This is a genomic window from Roseateles chitinivorans, assembly GCF_050632235.1.
Lineage (GTDB): Bacteria > Pseudomonadota > Gammaproteobacteria > Burkholderiales > Burkholderiaceae_C > Roseateles > Roseateles chitinivorans_A.
The window spans coordinates 1,305,354-1,318,956 of record NZ_CP192584.1; the positions used below are offsets into that span (position 1 = coordinate 1,305,354).

Genomic DNA, 13,603 nt, shown 5'->3' on the forward strand with positions numbered 1-13,603 from the left:
GCCTGGGGGAATCCCTTGATTACTTAAATCCAATGGATTTAATTATTGACGCTGTGTTCTGAGTGCTCCTACAGTCGGCGCCCATGGACACGGCACGACATCTTTCGCATCCCCCGCTCAGCATCGTCGGCGACGTCGGCGTCGACCTCGTGCTGGGCAGCCTGACCGAGTGGCCGCAACTCGGCACCGAACTCCTGATGCCGCGCAGCGAGCTGCGCCCGGGCGGTTCCGGCGCCAATGCGGCGCTGGCCGCGCGTCACATCGGACATCGCGCGCACCTCATCTCCGCCGTCGGCAACGACCATTTCGGCCAGTGGCTGGCGGAGCAGTTCGCCGGCATCGAGACGAGCCTGGAGATCTGCGACATCGAGACCACGGTCTCGGTCGGCCTGATGCACACCTGCGGCGAGCGCAACTTCTTCACCACGCAAGGGCACCTGCAGCGCGTGTCGGCCGAGCATGTGCTCGCGCACCTGCTGCCGACCGACGCGCCGGCCATCGCGCTGTTCACCGCGCCCTTCCTGCTCACCGATCTGCGACCCCGCTACGCGGCGCTGATGGCCGAGGCCGGACGCCGCGGCTACCGCGTCGCGCTGGACACCGGCTGGCCGCCGGAAGGCTGGGACCGGGCCGAGGTGATGAGCTGGCTGCCGCATTGCGATCACCTGCTGATCAATGAGCTCGAGGCGCAGAGCATCGCCGGCACCGACGACCTCGACAACGCGCTGACGCTGATCGGCGGCGCGATGAAGCCCGACGCGAGCCTCATCGTGAAGGTCGGCGCGCGCGGCGCGCTGGGCATCGAAGGCGGCCGGCGCGTCGAGCGCATCACCGAGCCCGCGGAGATCTTCGACACCATCGGCGCCGGCGACGCGTTCAACGCCGGCTACCTCGCCGCGCGCCTGCGCGGCGGCGATCTCGCCGAAGGCCTGGCCGCGGGCTGCCGCACCGCCGGCGCCATCCTGCCGCGCTTCCCGCGCAAGACCATCCGCGCCGGCGAGTTCGCCGGCTGCCTTCCCTCCACGGTTCTCGCCTGAGGAGTCGCCATGAAGCACCGCGCGCTGATCGTCGGCTACATCCTGGTCATCTGGTTCGTGATCTCCTTCGTCACCAACCTGATCGGGCCGCTGATGCCGATCATCATCCAGGACTTCCACCTGAGCCTGGGCCTGGCGGGTTTCCTGCCGTTCTCGTTCTTCCTCGCCTACGGGCTGGTGTCCATCCCCGGCGGGTTGCTGGTGGAACGCAAGGGCTCGCGCTTCACGATCCTGACGGCCTTCCTGCTGAACGGGATCGGCTCGCTCGCCATCGCGCTGTGGCCGAGCTACGCGACCGCCGTCGGTGGCCTCTTCGTGATCGGCCTGGGCATGGCGCTGCTGCAGGTCGTGATCAACCCGCTGATGCGCACCGCCGGTGGCGAGCCGCACTTCGCGTTCTTCTCGGTGATGGGCCAGCTCGTCTTCGGCCTGGCGTCGTTCCTGAGCCCGATGGCCTTCCAGCTGCTGATGGAGCGCCCGGATGCGGCCAAGGGCCTCGCGTGGGTGCCGTTCTACTGGATCTTCGTCGTCGGCTTCATCGCGCTGATCGTCGCCAACCAGACGCTGCCGCTGCCCGAGGTCCAGCTCAAGGACGACGAGCGCGCCGGCGGCTGGTCCGCCTATCGCGAGCTGCTCGCGCGCCGCGACGTCCGCCTGTTCTTCCTCGGCATCATGGCCTACGTCGGCACCGAGCAGACGCTGGCCAACTGGATGTCGCAGTTCCTCCAGACCTACCACGGCATCTCCGCCACCGGCGACGGCGCCGACGCGGTCGCGGGCTTCTGGGGGCTGATGTCGCTGGGTTGCCTGCTCGGACTCGGCCTGCTGAAGCTGCTCGACTCGCGTGTCGTGCTGGCCGGCTTCACCGTGCTGGCGATCGGCAGCGTGGCGCTCGCGCTCTTCGGCTCGGCCCATGTCGCGCAGATCGCCTTCCCGGCCTCCGGCTTCTTCCTGTCCGTGATGTTCTCGGTGGTGTTCTCGCTCGGGTTGAACTCGGTGCCTCACCACCACGGCGCGTTCTCCGGCGTGCTCTGCACCGGCATCCTCGGCGGCGCGGTCGTGCCGCTGCTGGTCGGCCTGCTGGGCGACGCCATCGGCCTGCGCGCCGCCATGTCCACCGTCTTCCTCACGCTCCTCTACATCCTGAGCGTGAGTGCCTGGGCGCGGCCGCTCGTCACCAACGACACCGTTCCGCTGTCCCGCCTGCTGTCCCGGTTCAAGCCCAGTCCCGGGGCCTGACCCGCTCTCCGTTCCGCCTCCCCCTTCCAGCCCCTTTGTCCCGTGCCACGGCCCCGTCGCCGGGACGGAGGCTGCCTGCCAGACCCATGGAGATCCCAGTGATGAGACCCAATCGAGCCGCCCTCCGAGCCGCCGTCCGAGCCGCCTTCCCCATCACCGCCACGGCCGCCGCCGTGAGCCTGCTGGCCGCCACGGCCTTCGCGCAGACGCAGGCGCCCGAGACCGTCCAGCCCAAGGCCGACAGCAAGGTGGAGGGCAAGCCGAACCCCCGCGAGATCTCGGAGAAGGAAAAGAACGAGCTCCCCGTGATCACCGTCAATGCGACGCGCGTGAGCTCCGGCCTGCTGCAGACGCCGGTGGCGGTGACGGCGCTGTCGCAGGAAGCGTTGACCCGCGAAGGCATCCACGATGTGCGCGGTCTCTCCGGCAAGGTGCCCAACCTGCAGATCTCGCAGGGCGCCGATTCGGGCGTGCAGATCAACATCCGCGGCGTGGGCTCGACCAACTTCACCGAGGTCGGCGATCCGGCCGTCGGCCTGCACGTGGGCGGTCTCTATTCGCCGCGGCCGCAAGGGGCCCTGGCGCTGATGTTCGACCTGGAGCAGGTCGAAGTGCTGCGCGGTCCGCAGGGCACGCTGTTCGGCCGGAACTCGACCGGCGGCAGCATCAACATCATCCCGGCCAAGCCCGAGTTCGGCTCGACCTACGGCACGGCGGAACTGGACCTCGGCAACTACCGCAAGCGCCAGCTGAACCTGGTGCAGAACATCGCGGTGAACGACACGATCGCGCTGCGTGCCACCGTGAGCACGATCAAGCGTGACGGCTGGATCAACCAGCAGCAGGACTTCACCGACGTCAACATGCCCGAGCACGGCTTCGTCGCCGACGGCATCCCCGACGTCGACCAGCGACGCAACGCGAAGGTGCCGCGCAGCCAGTACTACTACAACCGCGACGAATGGGCGGCCCGCATCGCCGGCCGCGTGAAGCTCACGAGCAACCTCGAATGGCTGGTGGCCTACGAGAAGTTCCAGAACAAGGGCGCCGGCGAGATCGCGATGAAGGACTGCGACATGGCCGCCGGCACCGACTTCGCGTGCCCCGGCGGCAAGTGGGACGTGAAGGTCAACGTGCCCGGCAAGACGGACATGTCCATCGACACCGTGCGCTCCAACCTGAACTGGCGGCTCAACGACCGGTCCACGATCGAGTACGGCTTCGCCTACGCGACGCAGAAGCGCTCGCAGCAGTCGGACGACGACGGCGGCTACTACCCGCTGTCGCGCCAGGTCACGGCGACCGTCCCGGTCGGACCGGACGGCGACTGGGGCACCTGGCCGATCCGCGACGAGACCTCGCTGACGCTGGGCTCGACCTACAAGTCGCAGGTGCACGAGCTGCAGTTCAAGCACCACACCGACACCGTGCAGCTGGTCACCGGCCTGTTCTGGATGCACGAGAAGAACGCGATCGACTACGCGCAGGAGCAGCTGGTCACCGCGCCTTTCGGCTTCCCGACCAGCCAGTACTACGCTCAGCCCGATCGGCAGATCGACGCCAAGGCCCTCTTTGCGCAGGCCGACTGGACCTTCCTGCCGACCTGGACCGCGACGGTGGGCGGCCGCATCAGCTTCGACAAGAAGACCGACAAGGGCGGCCGCGTCTACGGCAGCTTCGACGGCTCGACGCCGGCGTACTACAACGGCCTCTACGACCCGGGCACGCCCGGCACGCCGGGCTTCCGCCCGCACAACGGCCGCGACCTGACCGAGCAGATGGGCCCGTTCGCCGGTCCCGGCGCCTACGGCCTGTGGGGCGAACCCGCGGGCAACGACCACGGCGAGAGCTGGAAGAAGTTCACCTACCGCCTCGGCCTGCGCAAGCAGCTGACGCCGGCGGACATGGTCTACACCTCGCTGTCGACCGGCTACAAGGCCGGCGGCTTCGGCGACAAGGACGACCGCTGCGGCGGCAAGGAATGCGTCGACGGCCCGGCGGGTCCGCAGTACACCTTCTTCCCGTACAAGCCGGAGACGGTCACCAACTTCGAGCTTGGCTACAAGGGCCTGATGCTGGACAAGCGCCTGAGCCTGTCGGCGACCTTCTTCTACAGCCGCTACAAGGACATGCAGGTCACGGGCGACTTCTTTGCTTCCAAGGTCAAGCAGGTGGGCCCGTGCCCGGACGAGAACCCGACCTGCGACATCGTCACCAAGTGGCAGACGGTGAACGTTGGGGTCGTCGACATCCCCGGCCTGGAGCTGGAGGTCGACTACAAGCCGTGGGCCGGTGCGCGTCTCGGCGCCTTCTTCAGCTACATCAACAGCAAGATGAAGGACTACCCGTCCTTCAGCGACAGCTGGAACTGCGGCGTGCGCGCCGAGATGGGCGCGCCGGCCTGTCCCGACCCCTACACCGGTCCGATCCGCGAGAACGCCGGCCGCCAGATCTACGACATCACCGGCAACCATCTGCCGCTGTCGCCCAAGTACAGCTTCGGCATCAACTTCTCGCAGAGCTTCCGCTTCGGCGAGGGCTGGGAGCTGACGCCCTGGGTCAACCTGAAGTGGCAGGACAAGATGTACTTCACGCTGCGCAACCTGGACAACGCGCACATCTCCGACGGGCAGAAGGCCTTCGCGAAGGTGGACGCCAGCCTGAAGCTGCAGGCGCCCAAGGACTGGCACGCGGAGCTGTACGTGCTGAACGCGACCAACAAGATGACGAAGAACTCCGCGCAGGACGGCGGCGGTTTCGTGCGCGGCTACTGGAACGATCCGCGGACCTTCGGGATCCGGGTGGGGGTCGATTACTGATCTGCAAGCATCCGCGCCACCGCGTCCTTAACGAGTCCGCACAGCCACCGGCCTGCCGGGTCGGTCTGGGTCCGCGACCCCGACACCAGGTGGATCGGGAAGGCGGTGGCGTCGAGCTCCGCCGGCAGCTCCTGCAGCGCCACGCCGGGAGGCGCGAGACGCTCGGCGACGCGTCGCGCGAGCGTCGCCACGAGGTCCGTGCCTTGCACCACGCGAGGCAGCGCGGCCACGTGGGCGAAGGTGGCCACCACGCGCCGCCGCCGCCCCAGCCGGTTCAGCGCCGTGTCGATCACGCCGCGCGTGGAGCCGTCGTCGCTGGGCACGAACAGCGCATGCGGCAGGTCCGCGTAGGCGTCCAGCGTCATCGCCCGCCGTCGCTTGGGCGCGCGTGAGACATCGGTGACGCAGACGAAGTCCTCGTCGTACAGATGCTCGCTCGTCATGCGCTTGGGCGGCGCGAGATGGCCGCCGATCGCGAGGTCGACCTCGCCCTGGTCCAGTTGCGCGTAGATGGCGGCGCGGTCCAGCGCCGTGACGCGCAGGCTCAGGCCGGGCGCCTGTGAGCGCAGCAGCGCCATCAGGCTCGGCAGCAGCACGATGTCCACGTAGTCGCTGGCGGCGATCGTGAATCGGCGATCGCTGGCCTGCGCCGGATCGAAGGCGTCGGCGGAGGTCAGCGCCGCGCGGATCTGCGCCAGCGCCGCGCCGACGATCGGGCGCAATGCATCGGCCCGCGCGGTCGGCAGCATGCCCTGCGCGCTGCGCACGAACAGCGCGTCGCCGAACAGGTGCCGCAGCCGCGACAACGCATTGCTGACCGACGGCTGCGCACGGTGCAGCCGCTGTCCCGCGAGGCTGACGCTGCGCGTGTCGTAGAGGGCCTCGAAGGCCACGAGCAGGTTGAGGTCGACGTTCGACAGATTCATCAAACCAATATAACGAATACAAGGAATCCATTCGGAGAATCTGGTCGTGCTCCCTAGGATCGTCGCCATGACCACTTCCCGGGTGACGACGTGACCACCATCCTGCTGACCGGCATCGATCCCTTCAACGGCGAGACCATCAATCCTTCCTGGGAGGCGGTGAGGGCGCTCGACGGCGAGACCGTCGGATCGGCGCGCCTCGTCGCGCGGCAGCTGCCCTGCGTGATCGGCGAGGTCGGCGGCGCGCTCATCGCCGCGATCGAGGAAGTGAATCCTGACCTGGTGCTCTGCCTCGGTCAGGCCGGCGGACGCCCCGACGTCACGATCGAACGCGTCGCCATCAACATCGTGGATGCGCGCATCCCCGACAACGCCGGCCTGCAGCCGGTCGACGAGCCCGTGGTGGCCGGCGGACCGGCCGCCTACTTCTCGACGCTGCCGATCAAGGCGCTGGTGGCCGCGCTCCATGGCGCGGGGATTCCCGCCTCGGTGTCGGAGTCGGCGGGGACCTACAACTGCAACGCGATCTTCTACGCGCTGTCCCACCACATCGCGACGCGACGCCCCGGTCTTCGCGGCGGATTCATTCACGTGCCTTTTCTGCCGGAACAGGCCGTCCGCCACCGCGGCGCGCCCAGCATGACGCGCGAGATGCTGAGCGAAGCGGTGCGCGTCATGGTCGCGACCGCGCTGACGACGACGCAGGACGTGAAGCTCGGCTTCGGCAGCGAGCATTGACATGGCGTTGCGGCATCGATGCGTGACCGCGGCGGGACTGCGCTGGCACCTGGTCGAGGACGGCGGGGAGCGCCGCCCGAGCGAGGACGGCGAGGACGGCGAGGAGGGCGGAGTTGGCGGCGCGCCGCCGATCGTGCTGCTCGCCGGATTCCCCCAGAGCTGGTATGCGTGGCGGCGCGTGATGCCGATGCTGGCCGCCGCGGGCCATCGCGTCGTCGCCGTGGATCTGCCGGGGCAGGGCGACTCCGACAAGCCCGACGGTGGCTACGACGCCCGCACGACAGGCGATCGGCTGAGCGCGCTGCTCGACACGCTGGGCCTGGACCGCGTCGCGCTCGTGGGCCATGACATCGGTGCGTGGATGGCCTATCCGTTCGCGGCGCGCCATCCGGAGGCGGTGACGCATCTGGCGCTGCTCGACGCCAACATTCCCGGCGTGACGCTGGCGGAACGGTTCGAGCTCGGACCCGACAACTGGAAGCGTTGGCACTTCCTGTTCAACACGGTGCCGGACCTGCCGGAAGCGCTGCTCAAGGACCGGGAGCGCGTGCTGATCGAATGGTTCTTCGCCCGCAAGACGGCCAACGCGCCGGCGGTCTTCGATCGCGCCGACATCGACGAGTACGAACGCGTCTACCGTCAGCCGGGCGGACTGCGCGGCATGCTCGGCTACTACCGCGCGGCGATCGCGGATGCCGCGGCGAACCGCGCGCTGGCCGACACGCCGATGCGGATGCCGGTGCTGGCGCTCGGCGGCGACGTCGGCAGCGCGCCGGACCTGTTCGACGCCATGCGCGGGCGCGCTGAACGCCTGCAGGGCGGCGTGCTGAGCGACTGCGGGCATTACCTGCCCGAGGAGCAACCCGACGTCGTGACGGAGCACCTGTTGCGATTGCTTGCCATGTCGTGAGGCTGCGGCGGTCGCGAGGGACGCGACCGCCGCTGCGAGTTTTCTACACTCCGAGCCGATGCAGCAAACGCAAGGCAAGGGATGACCCCCACCGCTCGGAAGTTCTCGAAGGTCGCGCTCGTCGCGGCGGTCCTGGTGCTCGCCGCCTACTGGTACTGGTCGCCGTGGCTGGCGATCCACCAGATGAGGAACGCCGCGAAGGCCGGCGATGCCGCGGCGTTCAACGAACACGTCGACTATCCGCTGCTGCGCGAGAGCCTGAAGGGGCAGCTGGGCGCGGCCATCGGCGCCAAGGCGAACGCGCGGTCGGAGTCCGGCAGCGACATCGCCAAGGCCGGGGCCGCATTGGGTTCGCTGTTCGCCACGGCGATGACCGACCGCCTGGTGGAGGCGTTCGTGCGGCCGGAGTCGGTCATGCGGATCATGCAGGAGGGCAAGCTGATGCCACGGCACGATCCCCGTGCGAAGACGCCTGGGGATACGCCGTCCGACGAGGAAGGTGGCGAGGCCGATGGCGGCACGGCGTCCCCGAAGCGCGAACCCGTCTGGACGACCGAGCGGCAGGGCGTCGACACCTTCATCCTCTACGCCCGCCGCGCCGGTCAGGCCGAGGACCGCCGCACCGGGCTCGTCCTCCAGCGGCGGGGATTCGCATCCTGGGTGCTGACGGAGATCCGGTTGCCGGCGTTTTGAGGGCCCCGCGTGCCGCGTGGTTATCGATCTTCCTGCGACGGATAGCGCCGACGTAGTTCCTCCACGGAGGCCGAGATCAATTGATCGAGCGCTACCACGTCGATGTCTGTGAGCTTTTTCAGATACAGGCAGCCCTTGCCGGACCTATGTGCCCCGAGTCTCAACAACGCGTCCGAGCCGTCCCAATCCGGCGCCAGGTAGAGGGCGAACTCCTTGCCTCGCACGGCGAAGCCCGCGAGGCTGGCCACTCCCGATCGGCCGGAGGCGTAGGTGTAGCGGTAGCTGCCGAATCCCACGATGCTTGAGCCCCACATCGCCGCTGGTTCTCCGGTGATGGCAGACAGCAGCTGGATCAGGCGTTTCGCGTCATCGAGCTGTTCCGGGGTCGCCTTGGCGTGGAGGTAGTCTTGCACCGCAGCAGGCAGGGGCAACGTGTTCGCGTCGGACTTCATGGCACCCCCTTGCAGTCGCTGATCGGGCTTCGGAAATGTACCCGCGTGCGTTTCCTGTCGCGAAGCCAAAGACCGAACCGGTCCCCGGGATCGGTTAGTCTGAGTCCGACAACCGGAATGCGGAGGGTGCGTGTATGAGGTCATCCGCGAATCCTCGCCACAAGTCCATCAACACCCGCCGAAGGCCATGAGCGACCTTGACAACAAGGCCGGATCGGCCGCGCCGCGTTGCCTGCTGGTCGGGGGATCCTATCTGGCCAAAGGGCGCCTGAAGCAGTCGAGCGCCGCAGCGCTGGCCGCTCGAAATGGACTGGAAGTTCGATTGATCGAGGCGGGGTATCTCGACGGTGCGCCGTTCCGCACCGTCAGCTTGATCCTGAGGTACGGCGACAAAGAGGATCTGAACCCCGACATTGGTAGTGTCGATGAGGTGCATTCCGAATTACCGGTGACGGTGATGCTCGATCTGGCGGCGCTGAGAGCGTTGGACCTCGATGCATTGACTGCCAAGTTCACACAGGTGATGGCTGACATCTTGATCGATGTGGCAGTGAATTTCGATCTTCCCTACGCCTTTTTGGAGGCGTACGCCTCGGACTGAATGACATCCGACGCCGACGACGATTTTGACGCGATCGACAGGTCATGCCTGGAGATCCGGCTGCGCGCCTTCTAAGGGGCGGCGTGGCGACTCTCTCACCGCGCCTCTTCACAGGGCCATGACGCGATCCTTGCCAGAATGGGCCATGGAAAAACTCTTGAAGCTGTTCAAGACCCATCGCGCCGTGATCGTCGGCGCCTTGGGATTGCTGCTGTTCGTGAGCAACCCGGAGCTGCGTGCGCTGATCATGCTGGCGGATGCCGTCGGCGCTGGCGTCCTCCTGCTGGCGATGAGCGGCTATCTGAAGCTCGTGTGGCATACCGTCGTCGTCGACGCCCCTGACGTGGCCCGGAACTTCTGGCATGTCGCTTTCCGGTGTCTCCAGGGACTGGCCATGGGCCGGAACATCTCGACGATGGGGATGCATGTGACGACCCAGTGCCGAGGTGTCCTGGCGCTGAGACGTGCCGCTTGAACGGTACGCCACGCCCGACCCCCATGCCATCGACCCTGCGCATGCATACCTACGACCCCACCGCGCCCAACCTTCCCCACAACCCGTTCAACGCCATCGTCGGCCCTCGGCCCATCGGATGGATGTCCACGAAGAGCCGGGCCGGTGTCGTGAACCTGGCGCCCTACAGCTTCTTCACCGCGCTGAACTACACGCCGCCGATCATCGGGTTCTCCAGCATCGGTCGGAAGGACTCGCTGAGGAACATCGAGGAGACCGGCGAGTTCGTCTGGAACCTGGCCACGCGGGAGCTGGCCGAGGCGATGAACGCGACGTGCGCGCGGGTTCCCCATGGCATCAACGAGTTCGGGCTCGGGAATCTGACCGAGGTCGCGTCCGTCAAGGTCGGGCCGCCCCGCGTCGGAGAGAGTCCTGTCGCGTTCGAGTGCAAGGTCTCACAGATCATCCAGTTGAAGTCCAAGGACGATGAGCCCGTCGACACCTGGATGATCCTGGGTCAGGTCTTGCTCATGCACATCGCGCCGGACCTGTTGAAGGACGGCCTGTTCGATACCGCCGCGGCGCGGATCATCCTTCGGGCCGGTGGCCCGGGTGACTATTTCGAGCTGGGGGACAAGTTCTTCATGGCCCGGCCCGACTGAGCCGTGTCCACGGGCCGTCGAGGGGCCCCTGCGTACAAACCCCGGGACGCTGAGCTTCCCGACGGGGGCTGCGACCTTGCATTCCGAGGTATGTTGCGCGGTTTGACGTCGTCCACCTCCCTTCCTCGGACCCCGACATGCGCGACCCACGCCCCACGATCCTTCACACGATCGTCCCGATGACCATCGCGTTCGTGCTTTCGATGGCGGGGATCGCGACTGCCGTGGCGGCCTCTCCCGCCCCCGCACACGCGCCCGAACGCCTCTCGCTCGAGGCGCTTCTGAAGAGCCCGCCGCTGGACCAGCTCCACCACACCGCCTGGGGGGCTCGGGAAGGCGTGTTCGGACCGGTCTACGGACTGGCCCAGACCACCGACGGCTACCTCTGGCTGGGCAGCGATCGGGGTTTGATGCGCTTCGACGGGGAACGCTTCGAACCGTTCACGGCGATCGCCGGGGAGGCGCTCCAGGGCGGCGGCATCCTGACTCTCTTCGCGACGCCCGACAACGGCTTGTGGATCGGCTTCCTGAACGGGGGCTGGCGCTGGTCCGGGACGGGCATGTGGTGCTCGAGGAAGCCCCCAAGCCGGGCGGCTTCCAGGGCTCGACGCGCGGGTTCGCGATGGAGAAGGACGGGACCGTCTGGGTCGCCAGTTCGCGCGGGCTCTTCGAGCGTGCCGGCGACCACTGGCAGCGCATGGGCAAGGACGAGGGCTGCCCGGATTCGGGTCCGGGCCTCTACACGGGCAGCGTGCACGTCGATCCCGACGGCAACGTCTGGGCCAACGTGGGGCATCGTCTCCTGGTGAGAGCCGCCGGCCAGCAGCGTTTCGTCGAGCTGGTCCTGCCCGAGAAGACGGTCGACTACGTGACCATGGATCCCGCCGGACGGATGTGGGCTGAAACGCAGCCCAATACCCGCGAGAAGTCGCGCATGCGCTACTACCGGCTGCCACGCCCCCAGGTGCCGGGCGACCGCCTGGACGACGGACACCCGGTTCCCCAGAGCCTGTACATGCCGATCTTCGATCGGGATGGCCACCTCTGGTACGGCGCCGTCGACGGCGTCACGCGGGAGCGTCTGCCGTCGCAGGCGCCGCCGGCGTCGAGGGCGGTGTCGTCCGAGGCGGAGGCGCAGCCGCCGATTCCGCTGGTCCCCTTGTCGCCCACCGCGAATCCGGCCGCGCCGCGCGACACCCGATCGTTCCAGTTTGCCCAGCCCGCGGTGCAGCGTCTGACCCGGAACCAGCATCTCAGCGGCGACGAGGTGCTGCGCATCCTGGAGGACAGGGAAGGCAGCATCTGGGTGGCCACGAACGGCGGGATCGACCGGCTGCGGCGCACGCGGGTCTCCACCTTCCAGTTCCCGGTCGGCATGTCGACGCCGGCCATGGCCAACGGCCGCAACGGCGATCTCTGGTTCGTGTCGCGCAACGGCATCTTCCAGCTGCCGATGGACGGCAAGGCCGCCGACCTGGTGAGTTACCCCGTGCCCACGCCCTCCATGACCCGAGTCGCCGTCGATCATGCGGGCACGGTGTGGCTCGGCGACGGCAACGGCTTGTCCCGGCTCGGGCCTGACGGCCACCCCATCGATGAGCGGCGGGGCCAGTTTCCCGATTGGCGGGGCACCTTGCTGGAAATTGCCGAGGAACGTTCGGGCGCGCTCTGGGTGTCGTCCCAGGTGCTGGGGCTGTTGCGTCGTTTCCCCGACGGCCGCTGGGAGCGGCTGGAGGGCAAGAAGGGTTTCCCGGACCGGTCCCACGTCACCGTCGCGACCATGGACGGACAGGGGCGGTCCTGGCTCGGTTATTCGGAAGGGATCCTGCTCCGCGTCGAGGACGATGACCGTATCACGCGTTTCACGGAGAAGGACGGGCTGCGTGTCGGCGCGGTGCTGGCGCTGGCCGCGGGCCAGACGCATGTCTGGATCGCCGGGAGACGCGGCCTGCAACGGCTCGACGAGGCCGGCTTCCATGAGCTGCGGGCGGTGTCGGCGGACGCCTTCAACGGCGTGAGCGGCCTGGTGGAGACGGCGCAAGGGGATCTCTGGCTCAACGGGGCCGAAGGCATCACCCGCATCGACGGTGCCGATGTGCGGCGGGCCCTCGCCGATCCCGGCTATCGCGTCCCGGTCACGACGCTGGATACGTCGGACGGGCTGCCCGGCCGCGCGGAAACCATGTGGCCGCTGCGCACGGCCTTGCAGACGCCGGATGGGCGGCTGTGGTTCACGGTCCCCAGTGCTGTCGTCGTCGTGGATCCCGCAGCCCGGACGGGGGCGGCGGCGCCGCCGGTCATCGACATCCAGCGGGTGTCGACCAACGGCGTTCGCGTACCGCCGGGACAGGACGGTCGGGTCGTGCCGGCGGCCGGGACCCGGGATCTGCAGATCGACTACACCTCGATGTCGCTGGCCATGCCGGAGCGGACCCGGTTCAAGTACCGGCTGCGGGGCCTGGAGACCGACTGGCATGAGGCCGAGTCGCGACGCCAGGCCTTCTATTCCAATCTCGGGCCGGGCCACTACGTCTTCGAGGTCCTGGCCACGAATGCGGATGGCGTCTGGAGCAGGAAGCCGGCGACCCTGGTCGTCGAGATCCCGCCCACCTTCATCCAGTCGACGGTCTTCCGCATCCTGTGCGCCGTGCTGGTACTGGCGCTGGCCGCCTTCCTCGTCCTGATGCGCCTCCGGCAGTTGGAGGCGCGGGCCGCCGAACGCTATCGCGCCCGCCTGGAGGAGCGCACCCGCATCGCCCAGGATCTGCATGACACGCTGCTCCAGGGCTTCCAGGGCCTGGTCCTGCGTTTTCAGCGCGTGGCATGGGGCATTCCGGAAAGCCTGCCCGCGCGGGCGGAAATGGAGCGGGTGCTGGATCGTGCGGACGAGATCGTGGTCGACGGTCGTTATCGCGTCACCGACCTGCGCCAGGCGCCACCGGGTTCGCTGCCCTTGGAGCAGACGCTCGAATCGCTTGGCAACGACCTGGCCAGCTTCCATGACGCGACCTTCCATCTCGCCGTGGACGGGGGCCCCGTCCGCTCGATGCCGGCGTCTGTGCCGAGCTGGCC

General features: G+C 68.0%; 11 protein-coding genes and 1 pseudogene. 10 read left to right on the forward strand and 2 right to left on the reverse strand.

The genetic code is table 11. The features are described from left to right. Positions 1-83 precede the first annotated feature (83 nt). From ACQ859_RS05920 to ACQ859_RS05930, 3 genes are all read left to right on the forward strand, one after another. On the forward strand, positions 84-1,037 hold the full coding sequence (locus ACQ859_RS05920) for a carbohydrate kinase family protein (protein WP_431264980.1): 954 nt from the start codon (positions 84-86) through the stop codon (positions 1,035-1,037). A gap of 9 nt (positions 1,038-1,046) precedes the next feature. Further along, entirely contained in the window at positions 1,047-2,276 is a 1,230-nt protein-coding gene (locus ACQ859_RS05925) for an MFS transporter (protein ID WP_431264981.1), read from the forward strand. Between the two features lie 101 nt (positions 2,277-2,377). Then, positions 2,378-5,095: a TonB-dependent receptor gene (locus ACQ859_RS05930; RefSeq protein ID WP_431264982.1), complete on the forward strand. Its 2,718-nt coding sequence runs from the start codon at positions 2,378-2,380 to the stop codon at positions 5,093-5,095. On the opposite strand, the gene ACQ859_RS05935 is transcribed toward ACQ859_RS05930, so the two are convergent. Further along, on the reverse strand, positions 5,089-6,021 hold the full coding sequence (locus ACQ859_RS05935) for a LysR family transcriptional regulator (protein WP_431264983.1): 933 nt from the start codon (positions 6,019-6,021) through the stop codon (positions 5,089-5,091). The two genes, ACQ859_RS05930 and ACQ859_RS05935, sit on opposite strands and share 7 nt — an antisense overlap. A 90-nt stretch (positions 6,022-6,111) precedes the next feature. Here ACQ859_RS05935 and pcp point away from each other — a divergent pair, with 90 nt between their 5' ends. From pcp to ACQ859_RS05950, 3 genes are all read left to right on the forward strand, one after another. Further along, on the forward strand, positions 6,112-6,759 hold the full coding sequence (gene pcp / locus ACQ859_RS05940; protein WP_431264984.1) for a pyroglutamyl-peptidase I: 648 nt from the start codon (positions 6,112-6,114) through the stop codon (positions 6,757-6,759). A gap of 1 nt (position 6,760) precedes the next feature. After that, the gene (locus tag ACQ859_RS05945) at positions 6,761-7,669 is read left to right on the forward strand and encodes an alpha/beta fold hydrolase (protein WP_431264985.1); all 909 of its coding nucleotides are present in this window, start codon (positions 6,761-6,763) and stop codon (positions 7,667-7,669) included. An 81-nt stretch (positions 7,670-7,750) separates the two neighbouring features. After that, on the forward strand, positions 7,751-8,362 hold the full coding sequence (locus ACQ859_RS05950; RefSeq protein ID WP_431264986.1) for a DUF2939 domain-containing protein: 612 nt from the start codon (positions 7,751-7,753) through the stop codon (positions 8,360-8,362). A gap of 20 nt (positions 8,363-8,382) precedes the next feature. On the opposite strand, the gene ACQ859_RS05955 is transcribed toward ACQ859_RS05950, so the two are convergent. Then, the gene (locus tag ACQ859_RS05955; RefSeq protein WP_431264987.1) at positions 8,383-8,814 is read right to left on the reverse strand and encodes a DUF1801 domain-containing protein; all 432 of its coding nucleotides are present in this window, start codon (positions 8,812-8,814) and stop codon (positions 8,383-8,385) included. Between the two features lie 187 nt (positions 8,815-9,001). Here ACQ859_RS05955 and ACQ859_RS05960 point away from each other — a divergent pair, with 187 nt between their 5' ends. The 4 genes and pseudogenes from ACQ859_RS05960 to ACQ859_RS05975 form a co-directional block, all read left to right on the forward strand. Continuing rightward, a complete protein-coding gene (locus tag ACQ859_RS05960) occupies positions 9,002-9,415 on the forward strand; it encodes an Imm39 family immunity protein (RefSeq protein WP_431264988.1) in 414 nt (137 codons plus the stop codon). 157 nt (positions 9,416-9,572) lie between these two features. After that, a complete protein-coding gene (locus ACQ859_RS05965; RefSeq protein ID WP_431264989.1) occupies positions 9,573-9,890 on the forward strand; it encodes a hypothetical protein in 318 nt (105 codons plus the stop codon). 23 nt (positions 9,891-9,913) lie between these two features. After that, on the forward strand, positions 9,914-10,531 hold the full coding sequence (locus ACQ859_RS05970) for a flavin reductase family protein (RefSeq protein WP_431264990.1): 618 nt from the start codon (positions 9,914-9,916) through the stop codon (positions 10,529-10,531). Between the two features lie 1,015 nt (positions 10,532-11,546). Further along, a pseudogene (locus tag ACQ859_RS05975) lies at positions 11,547-13,454 on the forward strand (two-component regulator propeller domain-containing protein); the annotation flags it as partial. Positions 13,455-13,603: the final 149 nt, after the last annotated feature.